The organism is Enterobacteriaceae bacterium Kacie_13 (genome assembly GCA_013457415.1).
Lineage (GTDB): Bacteria > Pseudomonadota > Gammaproteobacteria > Enterobacterales > Enterobacteriaceae > Rahnella.
The window spans coordinates 4,440,081-4,462,258 of the sequence record CP045665.1; the positions used below are offsets into that span (position 1 = coordinate 4,440,081).

The following is a 22,178-nucleotide window of genomic DNA, read 5'->3' on the forward strand; positions in this document are numbered from 1 at the left end:
TCACGCCCCTGTTCTCGCAGATAATGCGCGGCGTTCATGACCACTAACTGGCGTAACAATTATGCTGCATCTATTTGCCGGGTTGGATTTTCATACCGGTTCGTTATTGATTCTCGCGTTACTGTTTGTTCTGTTCTATGAAGCCATTAACGGTTTTCATGATACGGCCAATGCAGTAGCAACCGTCATCTATACCCGGGCAATGCGTTCGCAATTAGCGGTCGTGATGGCAGGGGTATTTAACTTCCTTGGCGTCATACTCGGTGGTTTGAGTGTGGCTTATGCCATCGTCCATTTGCTTCCAACCGATCTTCTGCTCAACGTAGGTTCCACGCATGGCCTTGCCATGGTGTTCTCGATGTTACTGGCAGCGATCATCTGGAACCTCGGCACCTGGTATTTTGGTCTGCCGGCATCCAGCTCCCATACCCTGATCGGCGCCATCATTGGCGTTGGGCTGACCAATGCATTGATGACTCACACCTCCGTGGTCGATGCGTTAAACATCCCTAAAATGATCGGTATTTTTGCCTCTCTGATTATCTCGCCTCTGGTGGGGATGATTGTGGCAGGAACCATGATTTTCCTGCTGCGTCGCTACTGGAGTGGCAACAAAAAACATGCCCGTATCCACCTGACGCCGGCTGAGCGTGAAAAGAAAGACGGCAAGAAGAAGCCGCCATTCTGGACCCGTATTGGCCTGATCTTGTCGGCTATTGGCGTGAGTTTCTCTCACGGCGCTAACGATGGTCAGAAAGGTATCGGCCTGATCATGCTGGTTCTGATTGGTGTGGCTCCGGCGGGCTTTGTGCTTAACATGAGCGCCACCGGTTACGACATCACCCGTACCCGCGACGCCGTGACGCACCTCGGACAGTACTATCAGCAACATGTTGATGCGGTACCGCACGTGGTCGCGCAAACGCCTCTGGTGCCTGCGCCAGACGTGAATATCGCACCGAGCGATACGACGAAAGTGTTCCACTGCGACAGCAGCCATGCACTCGACGCTATCGGCCGCGCGCAAACGCTGCTGACCAATCTGCCGTCTTACAGCGCCCTGGCACCGGATGAACGCAGCCATATGCGTCGCCTGCTGATGTGTGTGTCTGATACGGCCGATAAAGTGGCGAAGCTGCCGGAAACCTCGCCTGCGGATAAACGTTTCCTCGGCGAACTGAAAACCGACATTCTTCAGACCGTGGAATATGCACCGATCTGGATCATCATCGCGGTAGCTCTGGCGCTGGCGCTGGGTACCATGATTGGCTGGAAGCGCGTTGCGACCACCATCGGTGAGAAGATCGGTAAGAAAGGCATGACCTACGCACAGGGTCTGTCGGCGCAGCTGACGGCGGCGGTCTCTATCGGGGTGGCAAGTTACACCGGTATGCCAGTCTCCACCACGCACGTGTTGTCCTCAGCAGTTGCGGGCACCATGATCGTGGACGGCGGCGGTGTGCAGTCGAAAACCGTGAAGAACATCGCGATGGCATGGATCTTAACCCTGCCGGTCTCGATTGTGCTTTCCGGCCTGCTGTACTGGATTGCACTCAAGCTTATCTGATAAACGTCTGAGCTGCGGCTCAGGTAAGAAAAAGGCGACCTTGTGAGGGATCACAGGTCGCCTTTTTTGTTTCCTTTTTCACACATCCTCACAACGATTATTCAGGGTTAATACCAGATGAGCATCGCCAGCATACTGATGAGGATAAGCCCCACCAGCGCGGTCGTCAGAACAAACTGACCACGGACTCTCTCACAACGACGGATAAACTCAGGGTCGTGATGTTCAACGTAACGCTGAGCATAAATATATCGCACCAGTCTTATTTGCTTGCTCGGTTGGCCGTGAGCCGTAAAGAACCCGCCGCCATCCACGTATTGGTAAAGCAGGGGATCACATCCCCGGAGCACGACCAGCAATGCGCGCAGAGAAGAGTAATAGCGCAGCATATTCACCACACACACAAAACATAAAGCCCAAAATAGCGCAACGGGACTGATCATGATTCCCCCTCAAGGCGAACTCACCCCGCGCAATGTGGCCCGCAACCGGCCACACACCCGACGCTTCGCCCTGCCTTTCCGCGATTTCACACCCCGGACACAACGCGGTCCGCCCCTTTTCACATCACAGAAAATTGCCAAAGCAGGAGAACCCTGCATTCATTGAGTGTAGGAAACGAATCTGGAAATGGGGACGCTGGCTCATATTATTTCTATCTATGCTTTGTCAGATAAGGAAATGGGATCTGTATGCTTGATTTGTCTCACCATTTTAGCGCTATACTAAAAGCATGAGTTTCGCATGATGCTGATATTGCTGTTAACCGACTTATGGAAGGAGTTTTCTTATGGCTTACAAACACATACTCATTGCTGTAGACCTGTCGCCGGAGAGCAAGGTTTTAGTTGAGAAAGCCGTCTCCATGGCGCGCCCTTACAACGCTAAAGTGTCCCTGATCCACGTTGATGTGAACTATTCAGACCTGTACACCGGCCTTATCGACGTCAATCTGGGCGACATGCAGAAACGTATTTCCGAAGAAACTCACCACGCGCTGAATGAATTGTCGCAAAACGCAGGTTATCCGATTTCAGAAACCCTGAGCGGCAGCGGTGATTTAGCACAGGTTTTGGTTGATGCGATTAATAAATACGGCGTGGATTTAGTGCTGTGCGGCCATCACCAGGATTTCTGGAGCAAACTGATGTCCTCCGCGCGCCAGCTGATCAACACCGTTCATATCGACATGCTGATCGTCCCACTGCGTGACGAGGAAGAAGAAGCGTAAATCGCGAAGGCGTTCACGTAAAAATGCCCGCAGGTGAGAACCGGCGGGCATTTTTTATGGGGGCAATAACAGGATTTACAGCGGCGTATAAATATCAAACCGATGGCTTTTGGTCACCACGGCGGCTTGCGCGGGAATATCGGCCATCGGTGGTGCGTAATCAGGACGTTTTACCACGATGCGCTTAGTCGCTAAGCGACGCGCCGGTTCCAGCAATCCATCGGCATCGTCATCCGGGCCGACCAGCCCCTGAAATACGCGCATCTCTTTCTTCACCAGCGCACTTTTCTGTTTGTGGGGATACATCGGGTCGAGATATACCACTTCCGGTTTGGGCGAAAGCTCAGACAGCGCCGTCAGGCTGGAAGCGTGCAGCAGCGTCATGCGCTCACGCAGCCATGGGCCGATTTCTGCATCGCGGTAACCGCGCGCCAGCCCGTCGTCGAGCAGCGCCGCAACGACCGGATTACGCTCGAGCATCCGCACTTTGCAGCCCAATGACGCCAGTACAAAAGCATCGCGGCCCAGTCCCGCCGTCGCATCCACCACATCCGGCAGATAGCGCCCTTTAACACCCACCGCTTTCGCCACGGCTTCACCGCGGCCGCCGCCGAATTTGCGACGGTGCGCCATGGTGCCGCCGACGAAATCGACAAAAATCGCGCCGAGTTTTGGCTCGTCGCGTTTGCGTAATTCCAGACGTTCAGGCGTAAGAACCAGCGCCATCACCGCGTCGGGGTCGGACGTCAGATTCCAGCGCTGCGCCAGAACAGATAAGGCGCCTTCATCGGCGCCTTCTTCACACAGTAAACACACACTCACAGGCAGAGGTTATCCTTTGATACCGTAATGGCGCAGCATAGCATCCAGCTGCGGTTCACGCCCGCGGAAGCGCTTGAACAGCTCCATCGGCTCTTCGGAACCCCCGCGTGAAAGGATGTTGTCGAGGAATGACTGACCGGTTTCGCGGTTGAAAATCCCCTCCTCTTCGAAGCGGGAATACGCGTCGGCAGACAGGACCTCTGCCCAAAGATAACTGTAGTAACCGGCCGCATAACCGCCGGCAAAAATATGGCTGAACGCGTGCGGGAAACGTCCCCAGCCCGGTGACGGCACCACGGCAACCAGCTTCTTGATTTCACCAAGGGTTTGCAGGATCTGTGCGCCTTTCGCCGGGTCGTATTCCGCATGCATACGGAAATCGAACAGGCCGAACTCCAGCTGACGCAGAATAAACAGCGCCGCCTGATAGTTCTTCGCCGCCAGCATTTTATCCAGCATCTCTTTTGGCAGCGGTTCACCGGTTTCGAAATGCCCTGAGATGAATGCCAGCGCGTCCGGCTCCCAGCACCAGTTTTCCATAAACTGGCTCGGCAGCTCGACGGCATCCCAAGGCACACCGGAAATACCGGCGACTCCCGGCGTGTCGATGCGGGTCAGCATATGATGCAGGCCGTGACCGAACTCATGGAACAGCGTGGTAACTTCATTGTGGGTGAACAGCGCCGGTTTATTGCCGACCGGGCCATTGAAGTTACAGGTCAGGTAAGCGACCGGTTTTTGCAGCTCACCGTCGGCTTTACGCATGCTGCCTACGCAGTCGTTCATCCATGCCCCACCGCGTTTGTGCTCGCGGGCGTACAGGTCGAGATAGAAACTGCCGCGCAACTCGCCGGTCTCATCAAACAGATCGAAGAACCGCACGTCTTTGTGCCAGGTTTCCACATCTTTACGTTCTTTAGCGCTAATGCCGTAAATACGTTTTACCACTTCGAACAGCCCTTCCAGCGCACGCTGTTCCGGGAAATACGGGCGCAGTTGCTCGTCATTAATAGAGAACAGATGCTGTTTCTGTTTTTCGCCGTAGAACGGCAAATCCCAGGCTTCCATCTCATCGACGCCGTAATGCTCTTTGGCGAACGCACGCAACTGAGCCAGTTCCTGCTCACCTTGCGGACGCGCACGGGTCGCCAGACCGCTCAGAAAGTCGATCACCTGTTTAGGATTTTCGGCCATTTTGGTGGCCAGCGACATATCCGCGTAAGATTCAAAGCCCAGCAGCTGCGCCAGTTCGTGACGCAGTGACAGGATTTCAGCCATCACTTCGCTGTTATCCCATTTACCGGCATTCGGGCCCTGATCGGACGCGCGGGTACCGAATGCGCGGTACATTTCTTCACGCAACGCACGGTTTTCGCCGTAGGTGATGACCGGCAGATAGCTCGGGATATCCAGCGTCAGCAACCAGCCTTCCTGCTCTTTGGATTCAGCCAGCGCTTTCGCCGCCGCCAGCGCGCTTTCCGGTAAACCTTTCAGATCATTTTCGTCAGTGATGAGCTTGCTCCAGCCCATCGTGGCATCGAGCACATTGTTGCTGTAGGTCGAACCCAGCTCAGACAGACGCGCAGAAATTTCGCCATAGCGTTTCTGCTTTTCCATCGGCAAACCAATGCCAGAAAGCTCGAAGTCACGCAGCGCGTTATCGATGCCTTTTTTCTGCGCCACGGACAGCGTAGTAAAATGCTCGCTGGCTTTTAAATCGCAATACGCCTGATACAAACCAGCGTGCTGACCCGCCCAGGTACTGAATTCAGACAAAATCGGCAGGCACTGCTCGTAGGCTTCGCGCAGCTCCGGGCTGTTTTTCACCGCGTTCAGATGACCGACCGGCGACCAGATGCGTCCCAAACGATCGTCGCTTTCCGCCAGCGGTTGGCACAGGTTTTCCCACGTATACGGCGCGCCTTGCGCGACCACACGTTCGATGGTCTGACGGCTTTCTTCGATCGCCGACTTCATCGCAGGGACAATATGTTCAGGTTGGATCGCAGAGAAAGGCGGCAGGGAGAACGGTTTTAAGAGCGGATTCGACGCGTTTTGCTGTTCAGTCATAGGGCCAGTCCTTCGTTATAGCGTTGGGGGTGATACGCCTGTGGCGCACCACACCGTGAATTCGGGTCGTCTTAAAGATGACGTAACTTCTAACATGCGGTCAAGGGATGGGGAAATCAATGGGTGGCGGCGATTTCGCCCGCCGGCCACAGACATTCATGTTTTCAATGAGTCCCGTCCGTGACATCAGGCTGCAATTAGACCTGCTTCGCATTTTTGATCTTTGCCCATACCCGCCCGTTAAACCCCATTTACAGCAGGGTTAATCCTGTTATTTTCATCTGGCATACGCCAGCTTAACTACATTACGATTAAGGGAATAAACGGATATGAAAGCACTCAAAATTGTCACGATAGGCGGAGGCTCAAGCTACACACCGGAGCTTATCGACGGTTTTATCCGGCGTTACGATGAAATGCCTGTCTCGGATTATTATCTGGTCGATATCGCCGCCGGTGAGGAGAAGCTGAAAATCGTCGGTGCGCTGGTGCAACGGATGGTGAAAAAAGCTGGAATACCCATGACGGTGCATCTGACCACCAATCGCGAAGCTGCACTGCACAATGCGGATTTCGTCACCACGCAGTTACGCGTCGGCCAGCAGGAAGCACGTATTCACGACGAGGCGATCCCGCTGAAATACGGCGTTCTCGGGCAGGAAACCACCGGCGCAGGCGGGTTTATGAAAGCGCAGCGGACCATCCCCGTGCTGTTAGATTTATGCCGCGATATGGAAAGGCTTTGTCCAGATGCATGGCTGATCAACTTCACCAATCCGGCCGGTATTGTCACTGAGGCCATTGAAAAATATTCGCGCATAAAAACGCTGGGTATTTGCAGCGGCGCGAACAGCATGATGATGGATATCGCGAAGGTTTATGACGTGTGTCGTCAGGACGTTTATGCCCGCGTAATGGGGCTGAACCACCTCATTTTTGCCGATCAGATCGCCGTCAAAGGCCGCGACGTTACGGCAGAATTCATTGAAAAACTGGCCCAGGGCAATGGCCAGAATCAGCAGAAAAATATCCCCGATACCGGATTAATGCCTGCTTTTATCCGCGCGCTCGGGCTGTATCCCCTTTCCTACCTGAAATATTTCTATCTGCAGCGTGAAATGGTGGCGCACAGCGTGGAGGACAGCCAGATGCGCGGCACGCGCGCAGAGCAGACGCGGGAAATTGAACGCCATCTTTTTGAAATCTATAAAAACCCGTTACTGGATACTAAACCGAAAGAGCTGGAAAGCCGTGGGGGCGCGTATTACTCCGATACCGCCTGTTCAATCATCAGCGCGATTTTTAACAACAAACAGGAGATCCACGTCGTCAACACGCTTAATCGCGGCGCAACGCCCGATCTGGATGAAAACAGCGTGATTGAAACGAACGCGGTGATTGACAGTCAGGGCGCGCACCCGCTGGCCTATGGCCGTTTACCGGCGAAAATACGTGGTCTGATCCAGAGCGTCAAAGCCTTTGAAGAACTCACGATCGAAGCTGCCGTCACCGGCGATTATTCCACGGCATTAATGGCGCTTTCGGTGCATCCGCTGATCCCGTCAGTGGATATCGCGGAAAAAATTCTCGATGAATACCTCGCGGTTAACCGGCCTTTCCTGCCGCAATATCAACAATGACAGGCAAATAACATCATGATGAAATTCATAGAGTCACGGCTGGTGCCCTGTCTGGTGAAAGTCGGGGATAACGTTATTCTGGTTGCGGTGCGTAACGGTATTACACTGACGCTGCCGTTTATTATCTCCGGCAGTATTTTCCTGATTATCGCCAACCTGCCGATCCCCGGCTGGACTGAATATTTAGGTCAGTTTGGCACGGCGCTGAATGCCCCGGTTCTCGTCACCTTCGGGATCATCGGTTTAATTTCGGCAATGGGCATCAGTTATAATCTTGCGAAACATTATAAGCTCGACGGGCTGACCTGCTGCGCTATTACTGTCGCCGTTTTTCTGATGGCGCAGTTGAATGATGATTACACCCTAAATGTCGATAATCTCGGGGCTTCAGGGTTATTTTCGGCCATTATTCTTTCGATTCTGACCGTCTATATCATCCGCTTTTTCATCGAACATAAAATCTATATCCGTCTGCCGGACAATGTACCCCCTGCCGTTCTGCAATCCTTTGTCAGCGTCATACCCGCCATTGTTTGCCTGGCGCTGGTGTGGTTTGTGCGGGTGATTTTGCATTTTGATATTAACGCGTTTTTCACGCTGATCCTCAGCCCGCTGGTTATCGGGCTCGGCACTCTGCCGGGCATGCTGATTCTGGTGTTTCTTATCTCGTTGCTCTGGTGCTGCGGCATTCACGGCACCAACGTACTTTCTGGTATTACCGCACCGATATTTCTCAAGTTTATTGTTGAAAATACGCAGGCGTATCTCAGCCACCAGCCGATCCCGCATATTTTTGCCGAGGGCTTTTATAATTTCTTTATCTGCACAGGCGGTTCAGGCGCAACCATGGGGCTGGTCCTGGCGATGATGATGTCGAAAAGTCGTTATTATAAATCGCTGGGCAGAATGTCTTTTGCGCCCTCGCTATTTTGTATAAATGAACCGGTCATTTTCGGTGTTCCGATGGTGTTTAATCCACTGATGATGCTACCGTTAATCGTCACGCCCATGCTGCTGTGTACGATGTCTTATTTTCTGATGGCATTTAATATTATTGGCCGCCCTGTATTGCAGATCCCCTGGACGATGCCGCCGTTCCTGAATGCGTATTTTGCCACCGGCGGGAATATCCCTGCGGCGATCTGGTCAGGCGTCATGATTATTATTTCGACAATCATTTATTATCCTTTCTTCCGGCTGATGGAAAAGAAACAGCTGGCACAGGAAGAGGCAACAATCCCTGCGGCAGCAGCGCAGGCCAATGCATAAACGCAGAACACAGAAGAAGGAAATATCATGAAGATAAACTGTGCGTTTGTAGGATTCGGAAAAAGCGCGACACGTTACCATTTGCCCTACGTTTTGCAGCGAAGCGATACTTTTCAGGTTAAAACCATTTTTGATATCACTCGTCATCCGGACATTGAAAAAGAAGAGGCTTATCAGGGCATCCGCTTCACATCCGATCTGAACGATATTCTGTTCGATGATAGCATTACGCTGGTGACGCTGTGTACGCCGCCGCAAACCCATTTTGACTACGCCAAACTGTGCCTGGAGCACGGTAAAAATGTCATTGTCGAAAAGCCGTTTACTCGGACACTGGCAGAAGCGCAGTCGTTATTTACGCTTGCGGCGGAAAAAAAACTGACAGTGACACCTTATCAGAACAGGCGCTTCGACAGCTGTTTTTTGGCCGTAAAAAAAGTTATCAGCAGCGGCGTGCTGGGTAAAATTGTTGAGTTTGAAAGTCATTTCGATTATTTCCGTTCTGACGCGCCCGATGCACCCGCAGATTATACCCATGGTGCGTTTTACGGGCTCGGCGTTCATCTGATCGATCAGGTTGTCACACTGTTCGGTCGGCCCGAATTCGTGTATTACGACATACGTTCAGTGCGTAATAAAATTAACCCTGACGATACATTTGAACTGCAACTATATTATGGCGACACAAAAGCCATTATTAAATGCAGCCATCTGGTGATGCAGCCTTATCCGAAATTTATCCTTCACGGGGAAAAAGGTTCCTTTATTAAACAAAATATTGACCAGCAAGAAACGTGTCTGAAAGCCGGGAAATTACCGGGGACATCAGACTTTGGGCAGGAAACGGAATACGGTGTGTTGAAATACCTCGATGCACACGGGGAAACCTTCACCGAACGTGTTGATGCGGGCAACGGCGATTATGGCCGCGTTTACGATGCCGTGTATGCCACGTTATGTCAGGGGGAACCGCCGTATGTGCCTGTCGCGGATGTGATGACCACCATGGAAATTCTGCATCGGGCATTCGAACAACCCGCTCCGGCGCTGATCAGGTTCAGCTAAAACGCCTGCCGGCCGGAAGTTGAGGCTTCCGGTTGGCGGTGCTAATGTCTATACTGTTCGAAAATACACCACAACATGAAGAAGTTACTCCCATGGTCGCCCGATATATTGATATTAAAAACAGCCTGAAACAGGCGATACTCAGTAAAGAATATCGGGTCGGGGACAAAATTCCTTCTGAGCGGGAACTGGCCTTGCGTTATGAAGTGACGCGCGTAACACTGCAAAAAGCCATGCATATGCTGGAGCAGGAAGGCTTTATTGAGCGCATTCATGGCAAGGGTATGTACGTCACCAAAGTCATTAAAGACAACGTCTATCTGCTCAATAACGGCACCAGCGATTCTATTCTCGGTTTTTCACGCGAATTTAAAGATCACATAAAAGTCTCCAGTCGCTTAATCAGTCTGAAGACCCTCAAAGCAGATGAATATATAGCCGGCCAGCTGGATATTGATGAAAATGACGACGTGCATTTTATCCGCCGCGTCAGACTAGTGGACAATATTCCAGTACTGGTCGAAGACTCCTATATTCCCTGCTCGGTCATCGACATTATTCCCGAGTACATTTTACAGAATGCCTCTTTATATGAATTTATTGAGACTAAAATCGGCCGGAAAATTAAATTTTACAACTCAGTGATCGAAGCCTCGCTGTTTGACGACACACTTTCAGGACTGCTGGAGTGTGCAAATGGCCTGCCGATGCTGAAAGTGTCGGGCGTCACTAAACTGGAAGACGGTAAAACCTTCAACTACTCAATCAGTTATAACCGCGCAGACAAATTCAAAATTAAGAACAGCTGGGTCGGTAAGTGAGATTGCATCTGCAACGTGAAGTATGAAGGATGTAAACAGTTTATACTGTCGGCATTACGCCACTCCGGAACAATAAAGTTATGCTGAGTTACCGCCACAGTTTTCACGCAGGCAACCATGCCGACGTACTGAAACACACTGTTCAGAGCCTGATCATTGAGTCTCTGAAAGAAAAAGATAAGCCTTTCCTTTATCTCGACACCCACGCGGGTGCCGGGCGTTACCAGCTGAGCGGCGAACATGCCGAACGCACGGGCGAATATCTGGAAGGTATCGCGCGCATCTGGCAGCGTGACGATATTCCTGAAGAACTGGCGGCCTATATGTCCGTCGTCGGCCACTTCAACCGCAACGAGAACCTGCGTTATTACCCTGGTTCACCGCTGATTGCCCGTCAGCTGCTGCGTGAAGACGACAAACTGCAACTGACCGAACTGCACCCGAGCGATTTCCCGCTGCTGCGCAGTGAGTTCCAGAAAGACGACCGCACCCGCGTTTCGCGCGCCGATGGTTATCAGCAGCTGAAAGCCCAGTTGCCGCCACTGTCACGCCGTGGCTTTATCCTGATGGATCCGCCATACGAACTTAAAACCGATTATCAGGACGTGGTCAAAGGCATTCAGGAAGGCCACAAGCGTTTTGCCACTGGCACTTACGCACTGTGGTATCCGGTAGTCATGCGTCAGCAGATCAAAAAAATGCTGCGCGATCTGGAAGCCACCGGCATCCGCCGTATCCTGCAAATCGAATTGGGCGTGCGCCCGGACAGCGATCAGCGTGGGATGACGGCTTCCGGCATGATTGTCATCAACCCGCCGTGGAAGCTCGAGCAGCAAATGAAGAACGTGCTGCCGTGGCTGCTCAAAGTGCTGGTGCCCTCCGGTACAGGTCACACGACGGTCAAGTGGGTCGTGCCTGAGTAATTCCCCTTCTGTTGTGCCGGAGCCTGTTTTCAAAGGCTTCGGCTATCAAACCTATCGCAATCATTGATCCAATCTTTTCCACAACCAGCTAAACTCTTGGGCAATTATTTAGATTAGCGACGCCGGTATGGCGTTCTTCATTCTTCACAATTCATGGAAAATCCGATGACCAAACATTATGACTATCTGGCAATTGGCGGCGGCAGCGGCGGTATCGCATCAATCAACCGTGCAGCCATGTATGGGAAAAAATGCGCGCTGATCGAAGCTAAAGAGCTGGGCGGCACATGCGTCAACGTGGGTTGTGTCCCGAAAAAAGTAATGTGGCACGCCGCGCAGATCGCCGAAGCGATCCGCAACTACGGCCCGGATTACGGTTTTGATACCACCGTAAACAGCTTCAACTGGAAAACGCTGGTCGCCAACCGCACCGCGTACATCGACCGTATCCACACCTCATACGACAACGTGCTGGGCAAAAATAACGTTGATGTGATCAAAGGCTTCGCGCGTTTTGTTGACGATCATACTGTTGAAGTGAACGGCGAGAAGATCACCGCCGATCACATCCTGATCGCCACCGGCGGTCGCCCGAGCCATCCAGACATTCCTGGTGCTGAATACGGCATCGACTCCGACGGATTCTTTGATCTGACCGAAATGCCAAAGCGTGTGGCAGTCGTTGGTGCAGGTTACATCGCAGTAGAAATCGCCGGGGTGATGAACGGTCTGGGTGCAGAAACTCACCTTTTCGTACGTAAACATGCGCCGCTGCGTACCTTCGATCCGCTAATGGTTGATACGCTGGTGGAAGTGATGGAAGCCGAAGGCCCGGCGCTGCATAAAGAATCCATTCCGAAGGAAGTGGTGAAAAATGCCGACGGCAGCCTGACGCTGAAGCTGGAAAATGGCAAAGAATTTGAAGTCGACAGCCTGGTCTGGGCAATTGGCCGCGAACCGGAAACCGACAACTTCAACCTGAAAGCGACCGGCGTGAAAACCAATGAAAAAGGGTACATCGTCGTCGATAAATTCCAAAATACCAGCGTAAAAGGTATTTACGCAGTGGGCGATAACACCGGCGCGGTAGAACTGACGCCAGTGGCCGTTGCGGCCGGTCGTCGTCTTTCCGAGCGCCTGTTCAACAACAAGCCGGACGAGCATCTCGATTACAGCAACATCGCCACTGTGGTCTTCAGCCATCCGCCAATCGGCACGGTCGGCCTGACAGAACCGCAGGCCATCGAACAGTTCGGCGAAGATAATGTGAAAGTCTACAAATCGCAGTTCACCGCTATGTATACCGCCGTCACGCAGCACCGTCAGCCGTGCCGCATGAAACTGGTGTGTGTCGGTAAAGACGAGAAAATCGTCGGCATCCACGGTATCGGATATGGCATGGACGAAATGTTGCAGGGCTTTGCGGTCGCACTGAAAATGGGCGCTACCAAGAAAGATTTCGACAACACGGTTGCTATCCATCCGACCGGCGCGGAAGAGTTTGTGACCATGCGTTAATGTAGGAAAACCCTACCTACACCTTTTGAACTCTGGAAAACTGGCCGTAACAAGCCAGTTTTTTTATTCCTTTTTTTACGTGTTTTTTCTTATTTTTAGGACACCCTCCTGCAGAAGCAGACTTGTCATCTCTGCTGATGAGTACTAACAAAGTAATTCTCAGTTAAGTTAAGTAACCTATCTACTGAATTAAGCGAGGGTCTGGTTTTCAAATTGTTCCGGGCTGAGTCCGCCGCAGGCACTGTGGCGACGCCAGCGATTGTAATCGCACCCGATATAATTAAACACCGTCGTCCGCATTATTTCCCGGCTGGCAAGGCGTTCTCCGTGAATACATTCCACCTTCAGCGAGTGAAAGAAGCTTTCCACGCAGGCATTGTCATAACAGCAGCCTTTTGCGCTCATGCTTCCGCGCAGATTATGGCGTTTCAGTAAGGTCTGATAATCCGATGAACAGTATTGTTCACCCCGATCCGTGTGAACAATGACACCGGGCGTTTACGCCGCCAGAGCGCCATTTGCAATGCATCACACGTAAGCTGTGCCGTCATACGCGGTGACATCGACCCGCCAATTACAGCACGCGACCACAGGTCGATGACCACCGCCAGGTACATCGGTACGCAAGTATGTGATGTCTCCTGCCCATTTCTGGTTCGGTTCGCTGGCGTAAAAATCCTGTTTCAGCAGATTCTCCGACACCGGCAGAACATGAGCGCGGTAACTGACCGCACTGAACTTCCGGGTAGCTTTCGCTCGCAGCCACTGACAACGCTGGCTGGCATTTCCATGGCCAGAGGCTTTTCTGGTATTCGTAGACATAAACTTTCTGCCGTTTACGGTTAAAGCGTACCGGTGCGCCTCGGGGTTCGAATAAAACGGATCTAATAAATCTAATAACAAAGTAAATGAGAGGAAGCAGTAACAAAAAGTTGTAAATAAAAGTGGATATATCAGAAAATGATTCTGCAATAAAGTTAGATGTAAAGATGAAAAAACAAAGACAAAACAGAGAAATAGAAGCCCCAAACCATTGGGCTCCCCATCCGTAATTGACATAGCGCGGAATTTCCATCCACACGTCATTGATTTCATTCACCCGGATAAGCTGTGGCAGAGTTTTCTGATCTTCCACTAACTTGGGTAAATCTTCATCCCAGTATTGTACCGGTTTAGAAAGCTTTGACTGTCGTTTCATCTCATCATCCCTGTTTGCTGACCGTCAGGCCCATCTGATAATTCGCATCGGTGTTATCTGGCCAGTAATTTGAGTCACTCTGGCGCGGTCGTGGATCCCCGGTCTATGGCTTCCGGCCAATGGATCGTCTGGAATGGTGTCCAGCTCCGTGGTTTTTCTGTCTCCAGCGGCGCTGTCGGTACCGGCTTTTTCTCCATGTAATGACAGCAGTGGCTCCATAAACCATAGGCATCGTGAAGGTTACCCACCGTCCAGGTCAGGATAAACCGGTCGATCACCTCATACGTTCCCGGTTTGCAGACGGCACAGTACACACGGTGACCCCAGTCGGCATGCCCTGCCATCTGTACCCGTTCCCCCTGGATGTCTGCCCAGTCAAATACCTTAATCACCACCGGCCAGCGTTTCCATGGCCAGATCTTTTTCTGGTATTCGTAGACATAAACTTTCTGCCGTTTACGGTTAAAGCGTACCGGTGCGCCTCGGGGTTCGAACAGAACCGACCTAACAAATCGCATAACAAGAGTAAAAAATGAAAAAAGTATCAGCGAATTAAAAATACAAAATAGCAAATCTGAAAACATGTCAGTTTTTACAAAAAGGATGAGGATAAAACCAAAAGAAAACAGAGAAATAGAAGCCCCAAACCATTGGGCTCCCCATCCGTAATTGACATAGCGCGGAATTTCCATCCACACGTCATTGATTTCATTCACCCGGATAAGCTGTGGCAGAGTTTTCTGATCTTCCACTAACTTGGGTAAATCTTCATCCCAGTATTGTACCGGTTTAGAAAGCTTTGACTGTCGTTTCATCTCATCATCCCTGTTTGCTGACCGTCAGGCCCATCTGATAATTCGCATCGGTGTTATCTGGCCAGTAATTTGAGTCACTCTGGCGCGGTCGTGGATCCCCGGTCTATGGCTTCCGGCCAATGGATCGTCTGGAATGGTGTCCAGCTCCGTGGTTTTTCTGTCTCCAGCGGCGCTGTCGGTACCGGCTTTTTCTCCATGTAATGACAGCAGTGGCTCCATAAACCATAGGCATCGTGAAGGTTACCCACCGTCCAGGTCAGGATAAACCGGTCGATCACCTCATACGTTCCCGGTTTGCAGACGGCACAGTACACACGGTGACCCCAGTCGGCATGACCTGCCATCTGTACCCGTTCCCCCTGGATGTCTGCCCAGTCAAATACCTTAATCACCACCGGCCAGCGTTTCCATGGCCAGAGGCTTTTCTGGTATTCGTAGACATAAACTTTCTGCCGTTTACGGTTAAAGCGTACCGGTGCGCCTCGGGGTTCAAATAACACAGTCCTGAAGCAATAAACTAAGAACGATAAGAAAACAAAAACAGCAAATATAAGAGCAAACATAAATGGAAGTTCAGAAGTCATCCCCGGTAATTGAAAAAACGTCATACTCATAATTAGAGGAATCATCAGCAAAAAAGCACAAAACCAAATTGCCGCCCACATGACATTTTCATAGCGCGGAATTTCCATCCACACGTCATTGATTTCATTCACCCGGATAAGCTGTGGCGCTGCTTTCTGATCCTCTGCCTGCTTGGGTAAATCTTCATCCCAGTATTGTACCGGTATACTGAGCTTTGACTGTCGTTTCATCTCATCATCCCTGTTTGTTGACCGTCAGGCCCATCTGATAATTCGCATCCGTGTTATCCGGCCAGTAGTTCGCTTCCAGGATCACTTCTGCCGTACGGCTTTGCTCCGCCCAGACGCTGACCATCAGATTCAGGCTGTTCACCGTCTTCGTTTTCCCGCCGTCCTCCACTTCCTCCCCATCAACCGTCAGGCTGTAGGTGTAATAGCCGGAAGGCCCGACAGCTTCATAATGGTCGTCAAGCCCTGGTGCACCGGCCGACTGGGAAAACAGCACTTTCTCGTCACCGGCACGGTGAAGACTCACCGCCCAGCCGCCTCCGTCCGCCACCCAGCCTGGCAGACTGACCTGCAAATCCACCCGCTCATACGTCACGCCGTCAATAGTTGCACGCCCTGTAGGACTGAAAGCGGAGGCAAAGGCCACGTCTGCCACCATCCCGCTGACTATCGCCCGGTAGTCCACCATGGCTGCCGCCAGGTCGGTCATGCTGTTGGCATGCCACACGATGTCTTTAAGCTGCCGCTTGTGATCAATGCCAAAACAGGTACGCCGCAGCCAGATTTCAAATGCCGTACTGCGAAGTTCACTGGCTTCATAGGCCAGCATCGCCCCGGTTATCAGCAGTATGGCAGCCCACCCGGCTGGCCCCAGCCCCAGAAAGCCTGTTCCTGCTGTGCTGGTTAGGGCAAAAACGCCCTTAGCCCCCCAGATTACGCTTATAGCACCACCCGCTATCATGAAAGAGCCTGCCATTAAATCAGCTCCGGCTGCGCCTGTGTCTCCTGAATTATAATCATCCAATATATGAGATAACTGCCTGATACCATCAATAATCCCCGCAATACCGCCCAGCACAGCCCCAAAGCGGACGGGAACCGGCACCTGCTCGGCCGCACTCAGTACCACCCAGTTCTTCTTCGTCGCCAGCTTGTACGCAAACCCTGACAGCTCCGAGAACCCTTCAACCAGCAGCAGGGTGTTAATGCTCATATCAGCGACCACATCCGTGCCCACCGAGTTATGCAGGCGTTCGGCCAGTTTACCCCACAGGGCTATCTGCATACCCATGAGCGCAGCCCCCATCACCAGCCCCACCCCATCGCCGCTGATCAGACGGCGGCTCTGCTCGCCGTATTTTGCTATCTGTGCGTAGCTCGCCCTCACCACCGGTCCGTTGGAGCCTTTTTCTGCCAGCGACAGATCGGACAAATATACGTCGTTCAGCGTATCCAGCACACCCGGATTGTTCAGCGGAATATCCACGCTCCCTGGCAGCGCGTTTTTCAGTTTCGCCAGCGTACCCGGCACACTGAACTCCACCTCCAGAGGAATATCTATCCCTTTACCACGCATCTTCATGATGTCATCAATCACTGACACATTTCCGCCGCTGGCACTGAGCGCGTGGCCGTTTCTCATCATCGCCTGCCGCAGGGCAGCAGAATGACGAAGGTGCTTTTGCAACGCCCGGAAGGTCGTCTGATACTTCAGCACTACCACCGATTCACCGGCGGTCAGCATCGCCGCCTGCATCATCCACATAAAGCCCTTGCGGGGGGCCTCTTCCAGCGCTTTTCCCAGCAGGCTAACCGCGCCACTGACCGCCAGTATCCGGACCGCCCAGCTCCGCTGAATAGCCGCACTTTTCAGTGCCTGTCCGAATTCATCCGAGGTCAGTATGGTTTTGTAGTTCCCGAAGTTGAAGATGGCTTCCAACTGGCTGGTATCTATCCCCGTAAAGCCAAGATACGCCGGCGAGTTCACCGTTTTCAGCCACTGAGCCCAGACCGACTTTGTGGCATCACCCAGTATGCCCCCCTGCACACAGGCCCCCAGGGTGCGCATCTGCGCAGCCCAGCTCAACACCCCGCTCAGCCCGCACGCTTCCGGGGCATAGTCATGCCTGATAGTGTTCAGCCAGCCCAGCGCCTGATACCAGGCAGCGAGATCTTTATCAATGGCTGCCAGCCGTTCACGGGGAGTGGAAAAACGCTGTTCAAATTCACGTGCAAACGCAGCTCTGTCGGGTTCGTTGTAGTTTTCCCGTAAACGCTGTGTGCGCTGTGCAAGCGTCACTTCCGGGGAAACTTTCTGTGGGTAGCCGCCGCCAATACCAGGGCCGCCTGATGTATACACAGGATTGTTCACCACGGCCGTTCTTATGTTGTCGATATACTGGCTGATGGCTTCTGAAATCATGTGTTTGTGGAAGACACCTGGCTGCTCAAGGTATTCCTGGCAGGCCTCCAGGATTTGCATCGCGCTGTTGTTGAGCTCCTGCACCACACCCACGCTGTCATGGAGTGCCAGTGCCACAATGTTGCACTGATACTGCTGACGCATGGCAGAGATATGCTTCCCCATCAGCGACTGTTTGTCTTTGTTCATTCGCGGATAAAAACCGTGGACGCTGCCTTCAATCTTCTCCCCGAGACGGGCGGTATCCGGGAAAAACGTCGTCGCAAACTCCGCCACATTCGCTTTCAGGGAGGACAGATCCGGATCAAGTGGCAGCGCATCCGGAATGCTGTGTGGGCTGTTTTTCAGGGCTGAAATCGAAATTTTGGTGAAGCGGCTGTCCGGACGCAGGGCATTTTTATATTCCTCCAGTACCTCCTCCGTCCACGGATCGGAGCTGAATGCCAGCCAGGCCTCGCGGTAACGCTTGTCATCGAGGTTAATGAAGCTGGTGATGACATCATGCCCCGCCGTCCGGCAAGCCTCTGACAGCGGGCTGACGGTTTCCCCTTCCGGCATTTCATACGGGTTAAACTGCCGCATACAGCCGGTGGCCGTCACCTCATAAGCCTGCCAGACAGATTTATCGAGCAACACATACAGATAGCCCATCCGCAGGGTGCGCAGGGCGTATTTGAATACCTTTCCGGACAGCGGTGCAGCCTGTTCCGGCACCGATGGCTGCCAGTCGGTTCTCACCATCGCTTTTGGAACAGCGGCAACACGCAGAGGAAACACCGGTATCCCGGTGCGCTGGCAGGCCTTGCAACCTGATGGAGTGGAAGTGGCCTGCTCAGAGGCGGCCGCAATTCTCATTAGCTGTGCACGAATATCCATCCTGGAAAAAGTCCTTACTTTTTTTAACTGTTAATGCGCTCATCATACTCCGGGCAGGACTTAACCAAAATTTCCTCTGTGTTATAAGATATGACTGAAAGACCGACTGTCCGGGAGACCCATCGGAAAGTTAAGGTCGCTTCTGCCGATGGCGCATATGACACAAAACTTTGCCATGACGAGCTGCGGCGAAAAAAAATCAAGGCGCTTATCCCGCCGCGAACCCGGGCGGGTTACTGGGCGGCGATGTGCCGGATTAAACAACTGTTCGGTGGGCATCTAACGCTGCGTGACTACGATGCGCAGGTTGACGAGGCTATGGCCATGATCCGTGCCTTAAACAACATGACGCGTGCAGGGATGCCAAAAAGTGTGCGGATTGCCTGAGATAATGATTGAGATGGGGTAGTTTTATCTAAACTCGATTTATTCAACAAAGCCCCGCTTTTCACGAGTGAGTTAATTACTCACTCGTTTTCATTATTGCTTCTTTAATCCAGTAAAATAATTTTCGGGCTATCCGCCGCGAACATCGGCTTGCAGAGAATTTTATAACTGTCACGGTCAAAGTGCGGTACGGCGAGATCAAATTCCTGCGCCGCTTCCAGGGTTTTTACTGTCCCCAGATAGAACCAATGATTGATGACGTGATAATCCGTCTGCCCATCCGCTTCTTCAGCGATGGCGATACGACCGGGATAGGGCCAGCTGCGGATTTTCAGGGCGCTGAGCGCATTTTTAAGGCGTTCAAAATGTGCCTCAGGCGTTTCTTTTCCGCAACAGACGCCGGCGCATTTACCGAGAGAGAACCGGAAACACGCGCGGTTTTTTGTCAGTTTTTCCAGCCCCAGCGCGCCATAACAGAGTTTCTCCTGATCGGCGATATCCCTGATTTTCTCCACCGCAGACATTTTGGTTTTGAACAACCCGAAAAGGTCTTCGCTGTGGGAGAAATCCACTTCGTTGCTGAACACAATATTGGCGGTAAAACCCTGAAGCCGTATGGAGCAAAGTTTGCGGGCGGTACGTAGCCGTTTATTAAAAAGCGGACGCCGCGATTTGATCAGATCAGATTCCAGCAGTAACGCGCCGACTTCGCCGATGGTCTGGACATAATCGATGTCGCGCGTCATATGCAGCAATTTTGCCTCTGCAGGATTGCGGAAATGCGACATCACGCGGCTGCGGATATTCACGCTTTTACCGATATACAGCGGGAATGTCTGGTCGTCACCATAGAAAATATACACTCCGCTGCTGCCTGGCAGGTTCTCTAAAATATGACGAAGATGTTCAGGATACTGATAAAGCTCGGTGAAAAGCTCTTTCTCGGGATTCCACAAATTAGCTGACCTGCTGTTGACTGATAAAAACGTATAAAAAATATTCGATAAATAATACTGTCTGTTTATACAGCTCGCAACCTCTGCGAAATAAATGACGTGTAAAATTTTCTATTCCCTTTGATATTAGGAATAATTTTATTGGTCATTCATCCCTGCCCGGAGACAAATAATGCGACTAAGCCTTGAAGCGCTGCTGATCCTCGATGCACTGGATCGTCACGGTACGTTTGCTGCCGCGGCGGCCAGACTGTTTAAAACCGCGTCAGCGCTGAGCTATACCGTGCAGAAAATGGAAAGCGATCTGAACATCAAACTGCTCGACCGCTCGGGGCATCGCGCAACATTCACGCCCACTGGCCGCCTGATGCTGGAAAAAGGCCGCGTATTATTGCGCGCCGTCAGCGAGCTGGAACAACAGGCGCAATACGTCGAGAGCGGCTGGGAAAGCAAACTGAACATCAGCGTTGATGCCTCCGTGCCCTTCTCGCTTCTGACGCCAGTCATCGAACGCTTTTATGCCGAACATCAGCACACGCAATTACTGTTCCGTCAGGACGTTCTTGCCGGTTGCTGGGAAGCACTCAGCTATGGCGAGGCGGATATTGTGTTTGGTGCAGTGCAGGAACCGGTCACGCGCAGCGGCATTGAGTACCGGTCGATAGGCTGGCTGGAATACGTATTCGTTATCGCCCCCCATCATCCGCTGGCCTCGCTGCCGGAACCGCTGCTGCGTGAACAAATCCGCCAGCATCGCGCAGTGGTGGTTCACGATACTTCACGCCACCGTGCGGGCGCAGATTTACGCGTGCTCGATGAGCAACATACGCTTGGCGTTCATGATTTTAACGCCAAAGTTCAGGCGCAAATCGCCGGTCTGGGATGTGGTTTTCTGCCGCGTTATCTGGCCGCGCCCCATATTGACAGCGGTGCGCTGGTTGAGCGATGCCTGGATACCCAAACCCGTCTCGATCAGGCATTTATGGCGTGGAATGAAAATGCGACCGGCAATGCCGCGATGTGGTGGCGGGAAAACTTGCAGAATATTGCGGGGATCGGCGCTATCTATCGTAGTGAAGTTACTCACAATTAATAGTAAGACAATGATATACATATATTATTGTTATTAAAAAACCCGGCTTTTGCCGGGCTACTTTTTCGCTATCAGGCTTTACGCTGCGGCGCTTTGTGCACCATCGTGTAGGCATAATCCACGCCCATCCCGTAAGCGCCGCTGTGTTCGCGGACCAGATCCATCACGGCGTCGTAAGTCTCTTTACGTGACCAGTCGCGCTGATATTCCAGCAGAACCTGCTGCCAGGTAACCGGGATTGCACCGGCCTGCACCATGCGGTCGATGGAACGTTCGTGCGCATCGACGCTGGTACCGCCGGACGTATCCGTCACCACATACACTTCATAGCCTTCTTTCATCGCCATCAGAGCCGGGAATGTCAGACAGACTTCGGTCCACAGCGCAGAGATAATCAGCTTTTTACGGCCAGTGGCTTTCACCGCCTTCACAAACCCTGCATCTTCCCAGGAGTTCATCGACGTGCGTTCAATCGGCTTCACATCAGGGTGAACCGCCAGCAGCTCCGGCCAGATATAACCGCTGAAACTTTCTGTTTCCACCGAGGTATAAATCACCGGCACGTTAAAAACTTTGCCGGCCTTGGCGAGGGCGACGGTGTTATTTTTAAGCTGCTGGCGATCGATATTCGCGACGCCGAAAGACATTTGTGGCTGATGGTCGATGAAAATCAGTGCGGAGTTCTGTGGGTCAAGCAGGTCGAATTTAGACATTTTCATTTCCTCTCAGAGTGTATTGTTGTGTTTGCAGGTGATGTTCGTGCTGCTGGAAATCACAATACGGCAGGAGGGAAACGGCAGATAGCGGAAAGAATTGGGCAACTTGCCCAGAATTTTTTAACAGGATTTCTCGCCGGAAAACGGCGAAAAAAAGGCACGCCCGGTCGCGGGAATGCCCTGGTTTCAATGCCAG

17 protein-coding genes and 2 pseudogenes are annotated in these 22,178 nt (G+C 52.2%); 10 read left to right on the top strand and 9 right to left on the bottom strand.

Features of this window, described 5'->3' with window-relative positions; genetic code table 11:
- Positions 1 to 61 precede the first annotated feature (61 nt).
- On the top strand, positions 62 to 1,567 hold the full coding sequence (pitA, locus tag GE278_20405) for an inorganic phosphate transporter PitA (protein QLK62968.1): 1,506 nt from the start codon (positions 62 to 64) through the stop codon (positions 1,565 to 1,567).
- A gap of 107 nt (positions 1,568 to 1,674) precedes the next feature.
- Here the strand turns inward: pitA and uspB are convergent, their stop codons facing one another.
- Positions 1,675 to 2,010: a universal stress protein UspB gene (gene uspB, locus GE278_20410; protein ID QLK62969.1), complete on the bottom strand. Its 336-nt coding sequence runs from the start codon at positions 2,008 to 2,010 to the stop codon at positions 1,675 to 1,677.
- Between the two features lie 347 nt (positions 2,011 to 2,357).
- On the opposite strand from uspB, the gene uspA reads away from it, so the two are divergent.
- Positions 2,358 to 2,798, top strand: a complete 441-nt coding sequence (gene uspA, locus GE278_20415) for a universal stress protein UspA (protein ID QLK62970.1) — start codon at positions 2,358 to 2,360, stop codon at positions 2,796 to 2,798.
- A 75-nt stretch (positions 2,799 to 2,873) separates the two neighbouring features.
- On the opposite strand, the gene rsmJ is transcribed toward uspA, so the two are convergent.
- A complete protein-coding gene (rsmJ, locus tag GE278_20420) occupies positions 2,874 to 3,620 on the bottom strand; it encodes a 16S rRNA (guanine(1516)-N(2))-methyltransferase RsmJ (GenBank protein ID QLK62971.1) in 747 nt (248 codons plus the stop codon).
- A 9-nt stretch (positions 3,621 to 3,629) separates the two neighbouring features.
- A complete protein-coding gene (gene prlC, locus GE278_20425; protein QLK62972.1) occupies positions 3,630 to 5,690 on the bottom strand; it encodes an oligopeptidase A in 2,061 nt (686 codons plus the stop codon).
- Positions 5,691 to 6,019: 329 nt separating this feature from the next.
- On the opposite strand from prlC, the gene GE278_20430 reads away from it, so the two are divergent.
- From GE278_20430 to gorA, 6 genes are all read left to right on the top strand, one after another.
- A complete protein-coding gene (locus GE278_20430) occupies positions 6,020 to 7,330 on the top strand; it encodes a 6-phospho-beta-glucosidase (GenBank protein ID QLK62973.1) in 1,311 nt (436 codons plus the stop codon).
- Between the two features lie 15 nt (positions 7,331 to 7,345).
- The gene (locus tag GE278_20435) at positions 7,346 to 8,599 is read left to right on the top strand and encodes a PTS sugar transporter subunit IIC (protein ID QLK62974.1); all 1,254 of its coding nucleotides are present in this window, start codon (positions 7,346 to 7,348) and stop codon (positions 8,597 to 8,599) included.
- A gap of 27 nt (positions 8,600 to 8,626) precedes the next feature.
- Positions 8,627 to 9,664: an oxidoreductase gene (locus tag GE278_20440; GenBank protein QLK62975.1), complete on the top strand. Its 1,038-nt coding sequence runs from the start codon at positions 8,627 to 8,629 to the stop codon at positions 9,662 to 9,664.
- A gap of 92 nt (positions 9,665 to 9,756) precedes the next feature.
- Positions 9,757 to 10,485 (top strand): UTRA domain-containing protein, encoded by a 729-nt coding sequence (locus GE278_20445; GenBank protein ID QLK63364.1) that lies wholly within the window; start codon positions 9,757 to 9,759, stop codon positions 10,483 to 10,485.
- A gap of 80 nt (positions 10,486 to 10,565) precedes the next feature.
- The gene (gene rlmJ / locus GE278_20450) at positions 10,566 to 11,408 is read left to right on the top strand and encodes a 23S rRNA (adenine(2030)-N(6))-methyltransferase RlmJ (protein QLK62976.1); all 843 of its coding nucleotides are present in this window, start codon (positions 10,566 to 10,568) and stop codon (positions 11,406 to 11,408) included.
- Between the two features lie 165 nt (positions 11,409 to 11,573).
- Positions 11,574 to 12,926, top strand: coding sequence for a glutathione-disulfide reductase (gene gorA / locus GE278_20455; GenBank protein ID QLK62977.1), 1,353 nt, complete (start codon positions 11,574 to 11,576; stop codon positions 12,924 to 12,926).
- Between the two features lie 189 nt (positions 12,927 to 13,115).
- On the opposite strand, the pseudogene GE278_20460 reads toward gorA, so the two are convergent.
- The 4 genes and pseudogenes from GE278_20460 to GE278_20475 form a co-directional block, all read right to left on the bottom strand.
- Positions 13,116 to 13,709: pseudogene (locus tag GE278_20460) on the bottom strand (IS3 family transposase).
- A gap of 489 nt (positions 13,710 to 14,198) precedes the next feature.
- A complete protein-coding gene (locus GE278_20465; protein ID QLK62978.1) occupies positions 14,199 to 14,939 on the bottom strand; it encodes a hypothetical protein in 741 nt (246 codons plus the stop codon).
- Between the two features lie 74 nt (positions 14,940 to 15,013).
- On the bottom strand, positions 15,014 to 15,754 hold the full coding sequence (locus GE278_20470; protein QLK62979.1) for a hypothetical protein: 741 nt from the start codon (positions 15,752 to 15,754) through the stop codon (positions 15,014 to 15,016).
- Positions 15,755 to 15,758: 4 nt separating this feature from the next.
- Entirely contained in the window at positions 15,759 to 18,830 is a 3,072-nt protein-coding gene (locus GE278_20475) for a hypothetical protein (protein QLK62980.1), read from the bottom strand.
- Positions 18,831 to 18,938: 108 nt separating this feature from the next.
- Between GE278_20475 and GE278_20480 the strand changes: the two are divergent.
- Positions 18,939 to 19,217 (top strand): annotated as a pseudogene (locus GE278_20480) (IS5/IS1182 family transposase).
- A gap of 104 nt (positions 19,218 to 19,321) precedes the next feature.
- On the opposite strand, the gene cho reads toward GE278_20480, so the two are convergent.
- Positions 19,322 to 20,173: an excinuclease Cho gene (cho, locus tag GE278_20485; protein ID QLK62981.1), complete on the bottom strand. Its 852-nt coding sequence runs from the start codon at positions 20,171 to 20,173 to the stop codon at positions 19,322 to 19,324.
- Between the two features lie 172 nt (positions 20,174 to 20,345).
- Between cho and GE278_20490 the strand changes: the two genes are divergently transcribed.
- Positions 20,346 to 21,266, top strand: coding sequence for a LysR family transcriptional regulator (locus GE278_20490; protein ID QLK62982.1), 921 nt, complete (start codon positions 20,346 to 20,348; stop codon positions 21,264 to 21,266).
- A 71-nt stretch (positions 21,267 to 21,337) separates the two neighbouring features.
- On the opposite strand, the gene GE278_20495 is transcribed toward GE278_20490, so the two are convergent.
- The gene (locus GE278_20495; GenBank protein ID QLK62983.1) at positions 21,338 to 21,979 is read right to left on the bottom strand and encodes an isochorismatase family protein; all 642 of its coding nucleotides are present in this window, start codon (positions 21,977 to 21,979) and stop codon (positions 21,338 to 21,340) included.
- Between the last annotated feature and the right edge of the window lie 199 nt (positions 21,980 to 22,178).

Bases quoted from the DNA above. Each gene is read 5' to 3' on its own strand.
- GE278_20440 (QLK62975.1), top strand. From the start codon at position 8,627: ATGAAGATAAACTGTGCGTTTGTAGGATTCGGAAAAAGCGCGACACGT.
- GE278_20475 (QLK62980.1), bottom strand. From the start codon at position 18,830: ATGGATATTCGTGCACAGCTAATGAGAATTGCGGCCGCCTCTGAGCAG.
- prlC (QLK62972.1), bottom strand. From the start codon at position 5,690: ATGACTGAACAGCAAAACGCGTCGAATCCGCTCTTAAAACCGTTCTCC.
- GE278_20490 (QLK62982.1), top strand. From the start codon at position 20,346: ATGCGACTAAGCCTTGAAGCGCTGCTGATCCTCGATGCACTGGATCGT.
- GE278_20430 (QLK62973.1), top strand. From the start codon at position 6,020: ATGAAAGCACTCAAAATTGTCACGATAGGCGGAGGCTCAAGCTACACA.
- pitA (QLK62968.1), top strand. From the start codon at position 62: ATGCTGCATCTATTTGCCGGGTTGGATTTTCATACCGGTTCGTTATTG.
- GE278_20445 (QLK63364.1), top strand. From the start codon at position 9,757: ATGGTCGCCCGATATATTGATATTAAAAACAGCCTGAAACAGGCGATA.
- GE278_20495 (QLK62983.1), bottom strand. From the start codon at position 21,979: ATGTCTAAATTCGACCTGCTTGACCCACAGAACTCCGCACTGATTTTC.
- uspB (QLK62969.1), bottom strand. From the start codon at position 2,010: ATGATCAGTCCCGTTGCGCTATTTTGGGCTTTATGTTTTGTGTGTGTG.
- GE278_20465 (QLK62978.1), bottom strand. From the start codon at position 14,939: ATGAAACGACAGTCAAAGCTTTCTAAACCGGTACAATACTGGGATGAA.
- GE278_20435 (QLK62974.1), top strand. From the start codon at position 7,346: ATGATGAAATTCATAGAGTCACGGCTGGTGCCCTGTCTGGTGAAAGTC.
- uspA (QLK62970.1), top strand. From the start codon at position 2,358: ATGGCTTACAAACACATACTCATTGCTGTAGACCTGTCGCCGGAGAGC.
- gorA (QLK62977.1), top strand. From the start codon at position 11,574: ATGACCAAACATTATGACTATCTGGCAATTGGCGGCGGCAGCGGCGGT.
- rlmJ (QLK62976.1), top strand. From the start codon at position 10,566: ATGCTGAGTTACCGCCACAGTTTTCACGCAGGCAACCATGCCGACGTA.
- GE278_20470 (QLK62979.1), bottom strand. From the start codon at position 15,754: ATGAAACGACAGTCAAAGCTCAGTATACCGGTACAATACTGGGATGAA.